This window comes from Algibacter luteus, assembly GCF_030344935.1.
GTDB lineage: Bacteria > Bacteroidota > Bacteroidia > Flavobacteriales > Flavobacteriaceae > Arenitalea > Arenitalea lutea.
Map to the genome: position 1 here is coordinate 3,394,128 of NZ_CP128313.1, position 18,248 is coordinate 3,412,375.

At 36.5% G+C, this 18,248-nt stretch carries 15 protein-coding genes; 8 read left to right on the top strand and 7 right to left on the bottom strand.

Translation table 11 applies throughout. From position 1 onward, the window contains the following. Nucleotides 1–18 precede the first annotated feature (18 nt). The 7 genes from O5O44_RS14495 to O5O44_RS14525 all read right to left on the bottom strand — a co-directional run bounded on the left by O5O44_RS14495 (nt 19) and on the right by O5O44_RS14525 (nt 11,311). A complete protein-coding gene (locus O5O44_RS14495; RefSeq protein WP_289194943.1) occupies nt 19–2,349 on the bottom strand; it encodes a multicopper oxidase domain-containing protein in 2,331 nt (776 codons plus the stop codon). 369 nt (nt 2,350–2,718) lie between these two features. After that, complete coding sequence (locus O5O44_RS14500) at nt 2,719–3,153, bottom strand: hypothetical protein (RefSeq protein WP_289194944.1); 435 nt, start codon at nt 3,151–3,153, stop codon at nt 2,719–2,721. 76 nt (nt 3,154–3,229) lie between these two features. Further along, entirely contained in the window at nt 3,230–3,775 is a 546-nt protein-coding gene (locus O5O44_RS14505; RefSeq protein WP_289194945.1) for a DUF3347 domain-containing protein, read from the bottom strand. Between the two features lie 24 nt (nt 3,776–3,799). After that, the gene (locus O5O44_RS14510; protein ID WP_289194946.1) at nt 3,800–5,677 is read right to left on the bottom strand and encodes an efflux RND transporter periplasmic adaptor subunit; all 1,878 of its coding nucleotides are present in this window, start codon (nt 5,675–5,677) and stop codon (nt 3,800–3,802) included. Between the two features lie 10 nt (nt 5,678–5,687). Next, nucleotides 5,688–6,935, bottom strand: coding sequence for a TolC family protein (locus O5O44_RS14515; RefSeq protein WP_289194947.1), 1,248 nt, complete (start codon nt 6,933–6,935; stop codon nt 5,688–5,690). A 10-nt stretch (nt 6,936–6,945) separates the two neighbouring features. After that, the gene (locus O5O44_RS14520; RefSeq protein WP_289194948.1) at nt 6,946–10,785 is read right to left on the bottom strand and encodes an efflux RND transporter permease subunit; all 3,840 of its coding nucleotides are present in this window, start codon (nt 10,783–10,785) and stop codon (nt 6,946–6,948) included. Between the two features lie 109 nt (nt 10,786–10,894). Further along, on the bottom strand, nt 10,895–11,311 hold the full coding sequence (locus tag O5O44_RS14525) for an HYC_CC_PP family protein (protein ID WP_289194949.1): 417 nt from the start codon (nt 11,309–11,311) through the stop codon (nt 10,895–10,897). A 236-nt stretch (nt 11,312–11,547) separates the two neighbouring features. On the opposite strand from O5O44_RS14525, the gene O5O44_RS14530 reads away from it, so the two are divergent. The 8 genes from O5O44_RS14530 (at nt 11,548) to O5O44_RS14565 (ending at nt 18,247) form a co-directional block, all read left to right on the top strand. Then, entirely contained in the window at nt 11,548–13,779 is a 2,232-nt protein-coding gene (locus tag O5O44_RS14530) for a TonB-dependent receptor family protein (RefSeq protein ID WP_289194950.1), read from the top strand. A 170-nt stretch (nt 13,780–13,949) separates the two neighbouring features. Then, nucleotides 13,950–14,372, top strand: coding sequence for an HYC_CC_PP family protein (locus O5O44_RS14535; RefSeq protein ID WP_299217646.1), 423 nt, complete (start codon nt 13,950–13,952; stop codon nt 14,370–14,372). Between the two features lie 177 nt (nt 14,373–14,549). After that, nucleotides 14,550–15,131, top strand: coding sequence for a helix-turn-helix domain-containing protein (locus O5O44_RS14540; RefSeq protein WP_289194952.1), 582 nt, complete (start codon nt 14,550–14,552; stop codon nt 15,129–15,131). A gap of 76 nt (nt 15,132–15,207) precedes the next feature. Continuing rightward, nucleotides 15,208–15,639, top strand: coding sequence for a c-type cytochrome (locus O5O44_RS14545; RefSeq protein WP_289194953.1), 432 nt, complete (start codon nt 15,208–15,210; stop codon nt 15,637–15,639). After that, complete coding sequence (locus tag O5O44_RS14550; RefSeq protein WP_289194954.1) at nt 15,636–16,823, top strand: porin family protein; 1,188 nt, start codon at nt 15,636–15,638, stop codon at nt 16,821–16,823. The genes O5O44_RS14545 and O5O44_RS14550 overlap by 4 nt, the downstream gene beginning before the upstream one ends. 21 nt (nt 16,824–16,844) lie before the next feature. Then, entirely contained in the window at nt 16,845–17,150 is a 306-nt protein-coding gene (locus O5O44_RS14555) for a hypothetical protein (protein ID WP_289194955.1), read from the top strand. A gap of 89 nt (nt 17,151–17,239) precedes the next feature. Beyond that, nucleotides 17,240–17,722, top strand: a complete 483-nt coding sequence (locus tag O5O44_RS14560; protein ID WP_289194956.1) for a hypothetical protein — start codon at nt 17,240–17,242, stop codon at nt 17,720–17,722. 309 nt (nt 17,723–18,031) lie between these two features. Beyond that, nucleotides 18,032–18,247 (top strand): heavy-metal-associated domain-containing protein, encoded by a 216-nt coding sequence (locus O5O44_RS14565; protein WP_289194957.1) that lies wholly within the window; start codon nt 18,032–18,034, stop codon nt 18,245–18,247. Nucleotide 18,248: the final 1 nt, after the last annotated feature.

Below are 18,248 nucleotides of genomic sequence, written 5' to 3' on the forward strand. Positions count from 1 at the left end.
TTTTTATTTTTTAGTTGTTTAAAATCGTGCTAATAAACCACCACCCCAACCATATCGGTTGTTGTAGTTACCCTGTATTGAAAAATTTCTAGAGAGGATGTACGAAAGACCTACCAACCATTGTGTTTCACTTTCATAAGAGCTATCTCCTAAATCATTGACCCATCCAAAGTCTGCTCTATATTCGTATTCGCCCTCCAGAAAAATTCTAGGAAAAATCAATAGCTCCCTGTCCAGACGTATTCTTGGGCGCAGTTGATTATCCATACTCACATCTACGTTAAACCTGTAAGGCGTAAAGTATTTTACCCCAATAAGACCAACAGTATTGAACTCATCGAAGGAATCTGGTATTTCGGTTTCGGTGTTAATACCTACATAGAGGCGCACCCAATCATTGAGATACCTATTGTAATTTACTTCGGCTTCAAGATTTTTGTCATAATCGAATTCTGCTCTCAATCCGAATTCGTTGCGAATATTACTCGACGTTAAAAAGAGTTCATTAAAGTTTGAGCCAGCACGAGCCAATCCCCACGAATAATAATGGTCTGTTTCATCAATTATTTTTTTTGCCGGAAACTCAGCCATACGCTTATCCCGAGGGGTATCGTAACTAAAAACCCTTGCCATACCACCCATCATATGATACAATACGTGGCAGTGAAAGAACCAATCGCCATACTCTTCGTTATAGAATTCTATGACCACTTTTTGCATTGGTGGTACATTTACAGTATGCTTTAATGGTGAACGTTCGCCGTTTTCATTAATGACCCTGAAATAATGCCCGTGCAGGTGCATTGGGTGATGCATCATTGTTAGGTTGTTGAGTGTTATTCGGGTTACTTCCCCGTTTTTAATTTTTATTTTATCGGTTTCCGAAAGTGGAACACCGTTCATACTCCATACATAGCGTTGCATATTTCCGGTCAGGTTCAACAGAATGTCGTTTATGGGTAAATCGGCTTTGTAGGTGGTATTTTCCTTTGCCTTTAAAAAGTCGTAGTTGAAGTAGGTTTTCCGCGTGTTATAATCAAAAGAGGCAGTATCTTTCTGAATCATTTGCATATCGTGCATATGGCCGTCCTTTTTCATTCCCATCGTATCGTCCATCTTCATTTTCATATCCATTTGGTCATTCATCTTACCATCTTTCATTGACATTTTATCGTGCATTTTCATTTGGCCGTCTTTCATATCCATCTTCATCCCATACTTCTGCATTAAAACTTCAGGTGTCTTCTTTTTTTTATTTCCAACCATTGCAGGTGCTCCCATTTTCATATCCATTTTACCCATTTGTTTCATCATCTCTACTTTATCAGGTCTGTCTATTCTTTTGGCTGGATAAAGGGTGCCATTACCTAATTGTATAGAGGTATGACCTGAACCATCTTGAGCTGTTGCGGTAACTTCTAAGGTTCCTTCGGGAATAGTGACAATGACATCATACGTTTCGGCTATGCCAAATAGAAATCGGCTTTTGGATACGGGCTGTACGTCAATACCATCACTAGATACCACCATTGGGTTTCCTCCGCCAAAATCCAGCCAATAATAAGTAGAGGCAGACGCATTGATGAAGCGAAGACGTATTTTTTCGCCTGCCCTGAATTCTGGATACTCCGCCAATTTTTTACCGTTGGACAAAAATGCGGGATAATAAATGTCGGCAATATCAGCGCCTTCCATACGGTCTCTCCAAAATTTAAGTTGGGGGCCAAAAGCACCTTCTGAAATGACCCTACTAAGTGGAACTGCTGTACCTTTTTTAACTTGATACCACTCGTTACCTCTTTTAAGATTTCTCAATACATTCATTGGTTTTTCATTGGTCCAATCTGATAACACCACGACCAAATCTTTATCATATTCCAAGGTTTTTTCTTTTGGATGAATGATAATAGAGCCATAAACACCTTTCTGTTCTTGTAGCATTGTATGGGAATGATACCAATACGTACCCGATTGGTTGATTGGGATTCTGTATTGAAAAGTCTTTCCTGGCTCAATGGGTGGCGTGGTCAAATAGGGTACACCATCGTAAAAATTGGGAAGTATTAAACCGTGCCAATGTACCGAGGTTTCTTCATCCATTTTATTGGTTACGTTGATTATAGCAAGGTCTCCTTCCTCAAATTTCAAAACAGGTCCAGGAATACTACCGTTGATAGTCATTGCATTGGCAGAGACACCACCAAGCGTCATTTTATTTTCTTCAATGGTAAGGTTATACTCCTTAATAGGTCGCCCTTCTTCCTTTCTATCCGCTCCATTTGTGCCTACTTGGGCAATGCCTTCAGATGAAATGAGAAGTACCAATAATACTGCGATTTTTCTTAACATAGTTCTTAGTTTATTTTTCTAGTTCATATTACGTCTTAGTTGCCATATCCATTGGTTTGATTGATTTTAATGTTGTCTCATAAACTATTTCTGTAAGAAATAAAAACATAAAAGGTTGAAGACCACTGTCTTTTCAATCAAACGCTTCCTATCACTCTGGACGGTCCAACCATCCTTTGAACCTGCCCACGACCAATGATATCAGGAACACAAGTATACCAACACCCAAAGCACACCAGTACATTTCCATCATTTCATAGTTTGTGTTCTTTTTCGATCATTTTGAAATTAATTTCGCTATCTTTTTTCTACATGTTTCCGTAAGCTGGTACATCGAAAACAAATCTCAATTTGTTATGGAGACTTGTCTTAATGGTTCATTTGGCTTACTTCTTTAAACTTTAGAAAATTTTCCTTTGATTCAAAGTAAGCCACTTTGCCATCGACTGCCATTAGTACAATGAACGCCTCGGTCTTATCGACCTTTTGTTTACTGTAAGGGTCGATGCTTGTTCGTGCATGTTCATTGTTGTTCAAGGTCTTAACGCACATTTGACAGCAACCATAGTAAGTCTTGCCATTAACTGGAACTGGTATTTGAGGTTTGCTCATATACGCATCGTTTACCATACAGACCAATTCATTTGGCACCTGAGAACCTACTTGGTAATCTTGTTGAGTTTCTGTTTTAACTTCAACCTTTTTTTCAACTTTGACTTCAGCAACTTCTGCTTTCTTGGTTTCGTTTTTACAACCAACCAAAGTAATGATTGAAAGTGCTATAGTAATTACTTGTTTTATCATGATTTTATATTTATTGATTAAGAAGCTGACCTAACAATACTACTATAGCAATTGATAAACCAGCCTCAGCTACTAATCACATTGACTTAAATATTTCTTTTACACTTCCACAACTCGCCATGACTTTATCCATATAAGGATTTACTATTTTGTTGGAATTTGAAAACCAATACGAACCTCCATTGCTTGCCATAGGACAAAAATTCTTGTAAATCTCACCTTCAACTATGTTATCTTTTAATAAAGGCTCAAATACTAGTGTAAGCTTAGAAAAGACAATTCGCTGATCTATAATATTAGACTTAGAGCTCATTTCTTCGGCCACCTTTTTAATATCATTTGCTTTACCATACTTCTTTAAAATTCCAACAAGCATTTTAGACGCTTTTTGTGCCTTTTCAGAATTGGCTTCAACTAAAGCGTTCTTTATCATGGTGTAATGTATGTATGCTTTGGTAAGGTTTTTATCGTTTAACTTTACCATAGATTTATCATGATCCATCATACTATGATCGTTCTGTTTCATGTTCATCTTACTATGATCGTGTTGCGCATAAATTATACTTGACATACCCATTATTAAGGCTATCATTACTACTGATTTTAATTTTAAATTTTTCATCTATTTTATTTTTAAAGTTTTTTATTATTTTACAATTACTGTTTTCGTGTCTCCACAAGTCAACATTTTACTCCCGTAATAAGGGTTCTTTATTTGCTCATTAAGACTTAGCCAATATGCTCCTTTATTGCTGTCTGCCATTGGGCAAAATTGCTCGTAAACTTTTTGGTTGACGCCAAAGAGTTTTACACCTTTAGATAAATGTGCCGATAAGTGTTTAAAATGACTGCGCTGTTTTTTTATATCCGAAATTTTTGAGATAGAGGTGGCAGACTCTGTAATTTCTTTGGATATCGTCATCCAATGGTTATGTGCGTTATGGTCGGACAGTTGTTTCATATCCACTTTATTCATGGCGTTCAATAGCGTTTTGGCCGAAGCGTTAGCGGTACTGCCATCGTCTCCTACAAATGCATCCTTTAATTTAATATAGGCTTTAAACACTTGCTCTAATTGACTTTTAAAAGCATCGGTTGTGGTAATGCGCTGGTCCATATCTGTATGATCGGTCTCCATTTCCATATTACTATGGTCTGTTTCACCTTCCATTTTTGAATCACCCATGTCCATTTTAGAATGATCAACGCCATCGTCTTTCGCGTCGCCGTCCATACCCATTCCTCCGTGATTATGACCAACATTAACCTTTCCGCCATCTGGGTTCATCATACTTTTTTGCCCCAATAATTGTGCAGAAGCATCAATTCTGAATACGCCATTTGTGGCAACAATCTCACCTTCTTCCAAGCCTTCCTTAACACTATAAAACTGACCCATATCTGGACCCAAGGTTATTTCCCTATATACAAAAGAAATAGTTTTCTCATGTGGAACCTTTACATAAACAACTGCTCGCTTTCCTGTCCATAGCACCGCCGATTTTGGAATGACAATAGTATTTTCCATCCCTTTCATTTTCGCCCTGATAATACCACTGGCATACATTTCTGGTAAAAGTTTGTTTGATGGGTTATTTACCTCTACACGTACTTTAGCAACTCTAGTTTTAGAAGACACAAAAGGATCGACATAGGTGATTTTACCTTCAAAGTTTTTTCCAGGAATAGCCTGTATGGTAAAGTTTACCTTGTCGCCAACATGTATCCAGGGTATATCTGCTTCATATGCTTCAAACATAACCCAAACCGTACTTAAATTAGCAATATCAAACAAGTTACCACCAGCCTTAATATAGTCTCCAAGCTCTACATTTCTACTCATTACGTAACCTGAATGATCGGATAAAATATCAATCTGTTCTTGAACATTTCCAGAAGACTCTATAGCCTCAATTTGTTTGTCCGACAGTTTCCAAAGCTTTAATTTATTACGCGATGCTGTATATAACTGTGGATAAACATCTTTGGACTTGATAGCTTCAAACAATTCTTTTTGGGCAGAGATTAATTCTGGCGAATAAATACGCACTATTTTTTGACCAGCATATACTTTTTCACCTGTAAAATTAACGTACAGCCGTTCTATTCGACCCGGAATATGAGATACTTGAGAATACAACCTACGTTCGTCAGGTTTTACACGACCCAACAGCCGTATCTCTTTTTCGGCACTTGCCTTTTCAACTACAGTAGTCTGAATGTTTGCCAATTGATAGGCTTCTTCATTCATTACGATTTCATTGGCTGCAATGTTTTCTGAAGAATCATCAGATGATTCCATTGGAATAAGTTCCATCCCACAAATTGGGCAATTCCCAGGTTTTTCCATCTTTATTTGTGGATGCATAGAGCAGGTCCATAATTGTGTTACAGGGTCTTGAACATAATCGTGTTCCCCCTCCGCATGTGTAGTTTCTGAGTCTCCACCAGAAAACACATTTCCTAAAATAATTCCGAGTATTAAAATACCGGCTGCTATGATATATTTTTTATATTTTTCCATGATATTCATTTTATTGTCCTATTAAATAATCCATAAATGCGGCTGCGGCATTTTTATCGGTTAATGCTTTTTGATGTTCTAATTTGTATTTAAGTAATTGGCGTTCTATCCGCAATACTTCTTCAAAGTCTTTAGAGTTTGTAGAGTAGGAAACAATTAATATGTCCAAAACTTTTTTTGCAATTTCAGATTGCCTTAGATTTAAAGCAATACGTCTGTTACCATCACTGAAGTCTTTATACGTATTTTCATAAACCGAACTTAAAGTATTCTTTTTATCCTCTTTTCTGGATATTTCAGCTTCCTGTCTGTATTGTGCTTCTTTTATTAAAGCTTTATATTTTTTACGATATAAAGGAATTTTAACACCTACCGATGGAAACAAAAACACGTCTTTACCATTATCTGATGCGGTTGACATAGGATTGTCACCAACTATGGTATAATTTACACCAACAGTAAACTTTGGCAATCCTTCTTTTTTAGCTACAATTTCCTGATTTAAAAAGGCGTTCAACTTATGTTCTATGCTTTTAATTTGATGGTTTGAGGCATAGATTTCATCAAGCATATTTAACTGCTCTAAGGGAATTTCCTCTTGCCACAATTCTTCTGGAACTAGTATTTCAGAAACAGCTTCCCCGTTTAATAAGTTGTTGAACTTTATTAGCAAAACATCTTTTGTATCCAAAAACAGTTCTAATTGATTTTCCAAATCGTTTAGTTCTAATTCAACACGCAATTCATCTACAATAGAGGCATTGCCTGCTTCAATCTTCACTAAAGACAGGCGTTTAAAAACTTCAAGAATTTCAATATTCTCTCTAGTTATCTCTATAGCCTTTTCAATAAAATAATAGTTGTAATAGGCTGTTTTTACTTCAAAGAAGATATTGGATTTTGTATTTTCAAAGTCCTCGTACATGGCTTTTGCCATTTCAGTGGCCACATCCTCTTTAGCACTTAATAGACCGAACCACGGAAAACTTTGCATTAAATTAAAGTTTGCCCTTTGTGGTCCAACCCTTGTCTCTACAGGTTGGATAAAATACCCAAAAGCAAAAGTAGGATCTGGCAAAGTACCTACCTGAGGTACTTTTTCCATCGCAGCCATATAATCGTTAAATTTTGCTTTTAAAGCAGGGTTATTATTGGCTGCTATTTCCAAATAGTTATTCAAATTTTCTTGACTGAAAATACTTGTTGTAAACAGTACAACTAGACTCAAGAAAAGATATTTTTTAGTATTCGCTGTCATCTTTATAAATTTAAGCATTACTTGATTTTAATTGTTTTCTTAATCCTTTCTCCTTCCACATACTGTAAAGTACAGGTACTACAAACATGGTCATGACCTGTAACAGCATGCCTCCAAATGAAGGGATTGCCATGGGGATAACCACATCGGAACCTTTACCACTAGATGTAAGTACAGGGATTAAAGCAATGATAGCAGTCGCTGCGGTCATCATTGCGGGACGAACCCTTTTTGAACCTGCTTCAATTACCGAAGCCCGAATTTCTTTAACGGTTTCTGGATGTCTCTTATCAAATACTTGGGTTAAATAAGTTCCCATAATTACCCCATCATCGGTTGCAATCCCGAACAAGGCAATAAAACCTACCCAAACGGCGACGCTCAGGTTTATGGTGTGCATCTGAAACAAATCACGCATATATACCCCAAATACATCAAAATTCAAGAACCATTCCTGCCCATATAACCAAATCATGATAAAACCACCGGCGAAAGCTACAAAGATGCCAGAGAAAACCATCAGTGAAGGAATCATTGATTTAAACTGAAAATATAGAATTAACAGAATTACAATTAATGAAATAGGCACCACAATCATTAAACGTTTTGATGCTCTTATCTGGTTTTCGTAATTTCCCGTAAAACGATAGGTTACACCTGCTGGTAATACAAATTCGCCACTATCCATTTTCTGTTTGATAAGGGCTTGTGCATCTTCAACCACATTGGTTTCCGCATAGCCTTCTTTCATATCAAATATAACATAGCCTGTTAAAAATGTATCTTCACTTTTTATGACTTGAGGCCCTCTAACATAAGTAACATCAGCTAATTCACCCAATTCTACTTGAACTCCTGCGGGTGTAGGGATCAATATCTTTTTAATATCATCTGGATTGTCCCTAAACTCCCTGGCATAACGTACACGTACTGGAAAGCGCTCTCTACCTTCTACTGTTGTAGTTAGTTGTTTTCCACCTATGGCTACCGAGAGTTGCATTTGCATATCTTTTACGGATAGTCCATATCTAGACATGGCCTGACGGTTTAATTTCATTTCTAAATAAGGCTTACCAACAACTCTATCTGCAAACACGGTTGGTGGATTGACACTTGGTACTTCCTTTAGAATGTTTTCTAATTCAAATCCAACTTTTTCAATCGACTCCAACGTGGGTCCAAATACTTTAATCCCCATGGGTGCTCGCATACCTGTTGCCAACATAATCAATCGTGTTTGGATAGGTTGCAGTTTTGGAGCTGATGTTAATCCTGGAAATTTGGCGTGCTTAACAATTTCATTCCATATATCATCCGGTTTCTTGATATGCTCGCGCCATTGCCTGAAGTTTTCACCGTCATCATCTGGAATAAGTTCCTCTTCCGTTATTTTACGAAATTCGTCTGTGCCATATTTATAAGTTGTGCCATCTTTTAAAACAAAAGCGTCGTGTTCATTGACTTTAAAACGCTCTCTGTGCCCATCTTCATCCAGAATATATTCTGGAATATAATTTATAGTATTTTCATACATGGATGTTGGCGCAGGGTCTAAGGCAGAGTTAACACGCCCCCATTTCCCTACTGCAGACCCGATTTCAGGGATGGTCATGACGTGTTTATCAATACTTGCAATAACTTCCATGTTTTCAGAAATACTAGAGTGTGGCATGGTGGTGGGCATCAACAAAAATGATCCTTCATTCAAGGCTGGCATAAACTCCTTGCCCAACCCAGGGAGGGCTTTGTCCAGTTTTTCCCAAACCACATTATTTTTAGTGAATTCTGGCATAAAACCAAGGACTTTACCAAACCCTAACCAAATGGTCATTCCGAAGAAAACCACGAGAATGGGAATCAATAAAAATTTCCATTTATTATCCAAACACCAGGTTAAAATGCTTTTGTAAAAATATACTACAGCCATTAATGCCCCCAAAACAACACCTATTACTATTATCACAAAAATAAAATTGACAAATGTGGAGTTAGCTACCCCTAAAGGCATCCATTCTATAGTCAGGAAATAGACTAAAATTATAATGGTGATGATTATGTTGACATAATTGGCTGTTTTTTCGGAATAAGGAAGTTTTAATTTTCCTTTTAAAAAGATTTTTTCTGGTACTTGTGTCAATAGATTATTTATACCAATGGCAATTAGGGCTATTGCAATAATGCTTCCATAAGCGATTAGGAAAACAAATCCAAAACTTATTAAGACCCCATTAAATATTCGGCTCGTTCGCTTTGAATCAATTCTAATTGAAAACAGAACCTTTGCCAAGGCTGGAATAAACATAATACCAATGAACAGTGCTGAAATCAACGCAAATGTTTTGGTCCACGCCAAAGGACTAAACAACTTCCCTTCTGCGGCTTGCATGGCAAATACTGGTAAGAAACTCACAACTGTGGTAGCAAGAGCCGTAATTACAGCTGATGCCACTTCTACGGTTGCTATATATATAACCTGCACTAATTTTTTGCCTCTTACACCTTCATTTTCAGGCATTTCCAAATGCCTAACTATATTTTCGGTAAAAACAATACCTACATCGATCATGACGCCAATAGCAATGGCAATACCAGAAAGGGCTACAATATTGGCATCTACACCAAAATATTTCATTAATATAAAAGTCATCAATACGCCAACGGGCAATATACTCGAAATTAATATGGAAGCCCTAAGATTAAGAACCAATACGATTACCACTAAAATACTAATCAGTATTTCGTGAGAAAGTGCTAGTTCTAGAGTCCCTATGGTTTCCTGAATTAGACCTGAACGATCATAAAAAGGTACTATGGTCACCTTAGAAACGGTGCCGTCGGCCAGGGTCTTAGAGGGCAGGCCTGGAGCGACTTCTTCTATTTTAGCTTTTAGGTTTTTAATTACTGCTTGTGGGTTGGCACCATAACGTGCTACAACCACCCCGCCTACAGCTTCCACTCCACTTTTGTCAAGACCTCCTCTACGGCCTGCTGGCCCAAACTGTATTTTGGCAACATCCTTTAAACGAATAGGAACATTGTCTCGAACCGTAACAACACTTTCTTCAAGATCTTCTAGATTTTTAATATATCCCAAGCCTCTTACCAAATATTCGACTTTATTAAACTCTAAAGTTCTGGCACCAATATCTAGGTTACTGTTTTTAACAGCGTTCATTATCATTTTAACGTCCACGTTGTTGGCCTTCATAGCATCAGGATCTATTTCGATCTGGTACTCTTTTAAGAAGCCTCCAATTGAAGCTACTTCGGCAACACCACTAGCAGCAGTTAAATAATAACGCACATAAAAATCTTGAATGGTTCGCAATTCTTGAGGGTCCCAACCACCAGTTGGTTTGCCCGTTTTAACATCTCTACCTTCAAGGGTATACCAATATACTTGCCCTAATGCTGTGGCGTCAGGTCCAAGTGCTGGTGTTACCTCATTAGGTACTGTACCAGGTGGTAAAGAATTTAGTTTTTCTAGAATTCTAGTTCTACTCCAGTAAAAATCAACGTCATCTTCAAATATGATGTAAATACTGGAAAGTCCAAATATTGAATTACTACGTATGGTTTTCACGTTTGGAATACCAAGTAATGCTGTTGTTAATGGATAGGTTATTTGATCCTCTATATCCTGAGGAGATTGACCCATCCACTCGGTAAATACAATTTGTTGATTTTCGCCAATATCAGGTATGGCATCAACAGGTACTGGGTTTCTCTCTATTAAAGAGCTTTCCCAATTAAACGGAGCGGTTACATAACCTCCAACTATAAATGCGGCGAGTAATATAAATGTTATTAGCTTATTTTCAAGAAAATAACGGATAGTTTTATTTAACATAAATTTTGATAATTAAACAATTAAACTTTGGTATAAAGAAAATACCGAATACATAAAGCTACCCTAATGGAAAAGTACCCATAGGATAATAAAGTCTATTGTTTAAAAATCAAATTAAATAAGTCTCATCAAGTTTGTAGATATTCTTGACGATAAATGGTGGTGGGTATTGTGAAAATGAGGATACTTCGTTTTCTAAACCTTCAAAAAGGTTGATATAGGCATATACAAATGTAGCAACAAAAATTTGCTGATCATTTGTGAGATTATCAATCGAAACGTTTAACTCATTTTGCCCATTTACGGTAATTTGTTCATTATTACAGCAATTCGTTCCTTCAAGGGTATCTTCTTTTGAACATTTATTTTGTGCTAAATCCATACCACAACTTTCGGCAGAACCAAACAAAGATGTATCCACTAAAAAATCACCACAATAATGACTTTCAATAGTGAAAGACACCGTTGAAAGCATGACTAATAATGCCATTAAAAAGGATGATATTTTATAGAAACTTTTTTTCATTAATACTGCAAAGTTATAAAAAAATAAATAGAGTTGATTTATTTAACAAATAATTTAGACTACAATGGTGGTCTAATTTAAGGTTTATTTATAACTATTTTCTTTGTGTTAGTATAAAACATTGAGAATAATCAAGTTAAAAAATATTATTAAGAATTATTCTAAACAACTTGGAAGATACAAGAGAGGATATTACATTTGCACTCTATTTATAATCATTCTAAATAAAATTTCAAATGAAAATTCTATCCTTAACAGCAATTGCCTTACTATTTTACATCACGGGATTGGCACAGACCAACCAACAATATAAAGATTCAACTAATCAACAAACCGAGCGACTTAAGGAAGTCGTCGTTACGGGAAATGCATTATTGGGAAGTAAATTTGAGGCACGGAATAAAACGGGCTCTGCAACTTATATTTCTAAAAAGGATTTAAAAAAATTCTCTTATACCAACATCAATAGAATTTTACAGACCGTTCCAGGCATCAACATCTACGAAGAGGATGGATTTGGATTACGTCCCAATATTAGTTTACGTGGTACTTCGCCCGAGCGTAGCGCTAAAATTAATTTAATGGAAGATGGTGTCTTGATTGCACCTGCTCCTTACAGTGCACCAGCTGCCTATTATTTTCCTACTATTGGCAGAATGGAAGCCATAGAGGTGTTAAAAGGAAGCAGCCAAATACAATACGGTCCCAACACCACGGGTGGTGCCATAAATATGATATCCTCTCGTATACCGGAAAAATTTTCTGGAAAAGCGTCGATTGCTGCAGGAAACTATGATTCAAGAAACACCCAATTGGTATTAGGCAATAGTTTTAAGAATTTTGGGTTTGTGACGGATTATTTCAGCTACAGTTCTGATGGTTTTAAGGATTTAGACGGTGGTGGTAACACAGGTTTCGACAAGACAGATTATTTGGCCAAATTCAGAATAAATACAAATTTAGATGCCAAAATCTATCAGTCACTTTTGTTTAAAATCCAATATTCAGAAGAAGAAGCGAACGAAACCTATTTGGGCCTGACAGATGCAGATTTTGAAGAAAATCCTTTTAGAAGGTACAGGGCTTCTTCAGAAGATGTCATGACCGCCGAACACCAACAGTACCAGCTCACCCATTTTATCCGTTTGTCACCATCCATTGACATAAGGACAACAGGCTATCTCAATAAATTTAAACGAAATTGGTATAAATTAGATGATGTAAATTTGGGCGAACGCGTAGGTATCAACAATATCTTGTCTTCACCAGAAAATTTTCCTTCTGAATATCAAACCCTCTTGGGTAACGAAGACACCCAAATGGATGCATTAGGTATAAAGGCTAACAATAGGGTTTATACTTCAAATGGAATTCAATCTGTTGCCACGCTAAAATGGGGTAACCAATGGGTACAGCGCTTAGAAGCGGGAATACGATATCACGAAGATGACGAAGATAGGTTTCAATGGGTGGATAGATATGCGTTTCAAAACCAAGAATTAATACGGACTACAGTTGGCGAAAAAGGAACAGATGCCAACCGTATAGGCAGTGCCAAAGCATTGGCAGCACATTTACTGTACACGGTAAAAATTGAAAATTTGACCTTGACCCCAGGGTTGCGCTATGAAAACATCTCTTTGACCCGGACAGATTATGGGACTGACGACCCTTCACGAACTGGTCAAGACCTATCGATTAGAGAAAACAAAGTAGATGTCTGGATTCCTGGAATTGGGGCTAATTATAGGCTTAGTAATGCCCTCTCAATATTTGGTGGTGTTCATAAAGGCTTTTCACCGCCAAGCAATACCCCAGGGCAAAATCCTGAAGAAAGTATTAATTATGAATTGGGTTCCCGATTTAGCTTTAAAGGTTTCAATGGCGAAGTTGCAGGCTTTTACAATGACTACCAAAACCTACTTGGAAGTGATTTGGCCGCTACTGGTGGTACAGGAAGCCTTGACCAATTTAATGCAGGTGAAGTTCGTGTGAGCGGGATAGAGTTCTTACTTAATTACAACCTGCTATACAAACAGACCAGTAGATTTAAACTTCCCTTATCCGTCTCTTACACCCTTACAGATACTAAATTTTCAACAAGTTTTGACAGTAATGAGGATATTTATGGGGTAGTTACCAAAGGGGACGAGATACCCTACATTGCAAAAAATCAATTAAACGCATCTATTGGATTACAGCATACAAAATTTGAGGTAAACGTAAACTCAAGATACACAAGTGCTTTTAGAACTAGGGCAGGTTCTGGCTCAATCCCAGAGAATTTTAAAGTAGGTTCAAATTTTATAGTGGACTTGTCTGCCCGTTATTTTATTGATAACAACTTTACCCTGTCTTCTAATATTATAAATCTTTTTAATACAACATATGCGGTATCGAGGGTTCCGGCAGGGTTACGTCCAGGGCATCCATTTGGTCTAAATTTTTCAGTAGCATATGCATTTTAGAAAATCTAAATATATGACGAATATCATATTTCTGTTTAATCATTAAATTTATATTTGTACGAATGAAAATTTGTATAGCATCATAAATACCTGATATTAAACGCATTAAAAAACGATGTCGTAATCACATTATATTCTAAATGTTAAACAAAATTTCTTAACTTTACATTGTGAAAATTATTTTTACTAAAATATTGTCTTTCTTTTTGGCAGCATTTATATTGTTGTCAACCTCTTCTTTTACGGTGAATATGCATTTTTGCTGTGACAAATTAGTGGATATGGCTTTTTTTAGTGAAGCACAAGCTTGTAAAGATAAAGTTCAAAAGAAAAATAACCCCACTAAGAAATGTACTACTTTACAAGAAAAGGATTGTTGCGACAATCAGACTATTTTAAAAGAAGCTAGTGATACCTTTAAAAAATCGAATACGGTTTTAGAAATTGACACTTTAGTCTTCTTAAATACATTTATTTATTCTTACATCAATCTTTTTGAAGGACTAGACAAAAATATAGTTCCTTTTGAAGCGTATAGGCCGCCCTTGCTATACAAGGATATACATATTCTATACGAGACATACTTAATTTGATTTTCTACATCGCAGTAAAAGCCCTTTTACTGCACAATTAGTTATAGCCAGCACATAGCTATTGGCTATATACTATTGTACCCAATTCCCAACAGTATCATTTACACATTAAACTGTAAAACATACAATTACAGGATTAACTATTGAGCAAAAGCCCAATAACAATACCCTATAAATATGACACAACCAAAAGAATTTTGGGTTAAAAATATGGTGTGTAGTCGTTGCTTAAAAGTAATAAAGCAAGAACTACGAGAACTAGGAATAATTGTCCTTTCGCTAGAGCTAGGAAAGCTTTTAGTGGAAGCACCAGAATTAAGCGATGCACAAATTAAGCAAGACGTTACCAAAGTGCTACACGCAAATGACTTTGAGATTGTAAAAAGTGAAGAAGATATGCTCGTTGAAAGAATAAAAATTATTCTGATTGAACAACTTGTTGAACTGCCATTAACTTTAAAGGTTAAGACTTCGGAACATTTATCATCATCCCTTCACCGAGATTACAAGGCATTGAGTAAGCTGTTCTCATCTAAGGAAAAGACCACCATTGAAAAGTACTTTATAAGATTAAAAATTGAAAAAGTAAAAGAACTCATTCAACTCAATCAGCTTTCTTTTTCTGACATAGGTTATGTTCTCGATTACAGCAGTGTTAACCATCTATCAAGACAATTTAAAGAAGTTATGGGTATGAGTATGACAGATTATAAAAACACAGAAAACTGGAAACGTAATTTCTATGATGAAATAATATAAATAAGAACGAAAGTTATGCAGATACAACATCTGATTAACGATTAAATTTAATAATTCTAAAAACCAATTAATTAAAATGAAAACAAAAAAAATCTTAATCGGCATTACATGTACAGGTTTATTGTTTGCCCTGTTTGTAAGCTTTACTAATCCGCCCAAAAACAATTACGTAACGGTACAACAAAAAAAATGGGTAGCCCCAGCCAATGCCGACAAAATAGTCAATCCTTTAATAGGGGATGCTAATGCAGCAGCTAATGGAAAAAAACTTTACAAGGTAATGTGCCTTGTGTGTCATGGTCCAAAAGGTAAAGGAGATGGTATGGCCGGTGCAGGATTAACTCCAAAACCATCAAATTTGACTAGTGAAGCAGTTCAATCACAATCAGATGGTGCTATTTTTTGGAAAATTGCTGAAGGAAGAGCTCCTATGGCTAGCTACAAATCATCAATTCCAGAAAAAAAACGCTGGGAAATTATTAACTACATAAGAACACTTAAAAAATGAAAAAGCTAATTATATTATTAATGATTGTTGGATTTGGCCATATCACTTATGGGCAAACGTACAACAACTTTGAAACTGACAGTGTAACTGATTATCAAGTATTTAAGCCAAGTAAAACCCAGTTTATGATTAGAGGTTATGGCCATACAGGACTAAACACTTTAAGTAGTGATGAAGAAACAGAATCATCCTATGTTGGTTCTGCGTTTGCGCCTATTTTCTTATTTAAACATTCTGACAGACTTATGTTTGAAGCAGAGCTTGAATTTGTACTAGAAGGCAACGAACTTGAAGTTGGACTAGAATATGCCGATGTTATGTATGTTTTAAATAAGAACATGACGGTTCGTGCCGGAAAGTTCCTTCTTCCTTTTGGAACATTTATGGAACGGTTACATCCTGCTTGGATTAACAGACTTCCGACGAGACCTCTTGGTTTTGGTCATGATGGTATTGCACCATCATCAGGCATTGGTGTCGAACTTCGAGGTGCTTTTGAGCTTGGAGGGCCTAAACTGAATTATTCGGTGTATTCCACCAATGGCCCTAGGCTAAAGGATGGTAGCGAAGAACCAGAAGAAGCAGGTATGCTTATGTTTCAAAATTTTGAAGACAACAATAATAGTAAGGCTTTTGGAGGACGAATTGGGTTATTGCCTTTCGCAGATTCTTCAACTGAAATAGGTTTTTCTACATATTCAACAAGTAAAGTTGGTGCTAGTGATTCCCAATACGAAAATGTTGGAGCATTCTTATATGCCGTCGATTTTGCCTTTATAAAACAGATTCCTGCCCTTAAAGGTTTTATTGATATTAAAGCACAATACAATAATTCTGATATAGATGATGCCACTTATACCGAAGTTCATGAAGATGGAGATGAAGAGGAATACACCTTCGATAATAAAAGCAACTCGTTCTACGCTCAATTAAGCTATCGCCCAACAATGGCTAGTAGTGATTTTCTAAAAAAATTAGAACTAGTAGGGAGGTATTCAAATCTCAATACACCAGAAGGTGCAGAATGGGAAGAAGAGTCTGACCAATATGCCTTTGGACTAAACTATTGGCTAACCTGGAGGTCTGTGATAAAAGTTGCATACCAGACAACAGATAGCGTTGGTGGTCATGACGGAGGTGGAACTACCAATGGCTTCTTTGTACACTGGGCCATTGGATTCTAATAAACATAAAAAATAGAAATAATGAAAACAATACATAAAATAGTTTTAATCGGCTCAATGCTACTTCTAACAGTAGGAACAATAGTAAGCTGTTCTTCCACAAAGGATAAATATTCAGCTGTTACAGATGTAGAAGAGGAATTCAAAATTGAAAAATCTGGTGCACAATTGTGGGGAGAGGCATGTAACAGGTGTCATTTAGCACCTTCACCTGCCGATTATAATGATACCGATTGGGAGACCATAAGTTTACACATGCGAATTCGGGCAAATTTAACAGAAAAGGAAATCACAAAGATTGAGGCCTTTTTAAAATCTGCCAATTAATAGCGGATGCACATTCTCTTTAATCCTAAACACTTAATAGTCTTATTGAGAATGTGCTATTTAAAATGAAAATTAATAAAATCAATATTATGAAAACACTAGTAATTATTTTATCTGCAATAGGGCTTTTAAGCTTAAACAGTTGCAACCAGAAAACAGATCCTAACGCAATGCTCGAAAATTCGGAAACTAGAACAGAGCTTTTTGATGCCATTGCCAGCAACCATGATTACATGACTGAATTTATGGGCAACATGCAAGGGAATAATCACGCCATGCAAATGATGCAGGGCAATAAAAAAATGATGGGGAATATGATGCAAGGCGATGGCATGAAAATGATGATGAAGGACAGTATGATGATGAAGAATATGATGCAAGGAATGATGAAGGACGGTAAAATGATGGGCAATATGATGAAGATGATGCACGAAAAAGGAATGATGAGCGAGGATTGTATGCAGTCCTGTATGAAGATGATGGGAGAAAAAGGAATGGATATGAAGGGAATGATGAATAAAATGGACAATATGGATACACCGACCAAAGATGATCATTCCAAGCATCACTAATTTTTAACAATGAAAAAATAAAAAACAATGAAAAACAGTCACTGGATATGGATGATTATTGGTTGTGCACTGCCACTACTGTTCATCTTTTTAGCACCCTCGTTTGGGATAGGAGGCGGTTCATCGCTATTTATTTTCATCCTTTTTATGTTTGGCATTCACCTATTTATGCCACACGGGTCACACAGACACGGTGGGCATAATCATGATAGCCAAAATAATCAGGGTCATGATCATAATCAAAACGATCAAACTGAAAAGCCCATAGAAAAGCACAAAGGGCATAAACATCACTAAAAGCTAAACACAATGAAACAGAAATTTCAAATAGACGGAATTAGTTGTGGTGGATGTGTTTCAAGGGTCAAGAAGACTCTGGAAGAACATCCCAATATTGAAAAAGCAGAGATTTTTTTAGCACCAAAAGGCGCTACACTCATCACAATGAAAGAAAACCTAACGGTTGATGACTTGCAAAAACAACTCAACACACTAGGAAGCTATACAATATCAGAATTAAATTAAT

What these genes read in the sequence shown, in the direction of transcription:
- O5O44_RS14495 (WP_289194943.1), bottom strand. Translation starts at nt 2,349, where the DNA reads ATGTTAAGAAAAATCGCAGTATTATTGGTACTTCTCATTTCATCTGAA.
- O5O44_RS14500 (WP_289194944.1), bottom strand. Translation starts at nt 3,153, where the DNA reads ATGATAAAACAAGTAATTACTATAGCACTTTCAATCATTACTTTGGTT.
- O5O44_RS14505 (WP_289194945.1), bottom strand. Translation starts at nt 3,775, where the DNA reads ATGAAAAATTTAAAATTAAAATCAGTAGTAATGATAGCCTTAATAATG.
- O5O44_RS14510 (WP_289194946.1), bottom strand. Translation starts at nt 5,677, where the DNA reads ATGGAAAAATATAAAAAATATATCATAGCAGCCGGTATTTTAATACTC.
- O5O44_RS14515 (WP_289194947.1), bottom strand. Translation starts at nt 6,935, where the DNA reads ATGACAGCGAATACTAAAAAATATCTTTTCTTGAGTCTAGTTGTACTG.
- O5O44_RS14520 (WP_289194948.1), bottom strand. Translation starts at nt 10,785, where the DNA reads ATGTTAAATAAAACTATCCGTTATTTTCTTGAAAATAAGCTAATAACA.
- O5O44_RS14525 (WP_289194949.1), bottom strand. Translation starts at nt 11,311, where the DNA reads ATGAAAAAAAGTTTCTATAAAATATCATCCTTTTTAATGGCATTATTA.
- O5O44_RS14530 (WP_289194950.1), top strand. Translation starts at nt 11,548, where the DNA reads ATGAAAATTCTATCCTTAACAGCAATTGCCTTACTATTTTACATCACG.
- O5O44_RS14540 (WP_289194952.1), top strand. Translation starts at nt 14,550, where the DNA reads ATGACACAACCAAAAGAATTTTGGGTTAAAAATATGGTGTGTAGTCGT.
- O5O44_RS14545 (WP_289194953.1), top strand. Translation starts at nt 15,208, where the DNA reads ATGAAAACAAAAAAAATCTTAATCGGCATTACATGTACAGGTTTATTG.
- O5O44_RS14550 (WP_289194954.1), top strand. Translation starts at nt 15,636, where the DNA reads ATGAAAAAGCTAATTATATTATTAATGATTGTTGGATTTGGCCATATC.
- O5O44_RS14555 (WP_289194955.1), top strand. Translation starts at nt 16,845, where the DNA reads ATGAAAACAATACATAAAATAGTTTTAATCGGCTCAATGCTACTTCTA.
- O5O44_RS14560 (WP_289194956.1), top strand. Translation starts at nt 17,240, where the DNA reads ATGAAAACACTAGTAATTATTTTATCTGCAATAGGGCTTTTAAGCTTA.
- O5O44_RS14565 (WP_289194957.1), top strand. Translation starts at nt 18,032, where the DNA reads ATGAAACAGAAATTTCAAATAGACGGAATTAGTTGTGGTGGATGTGTT.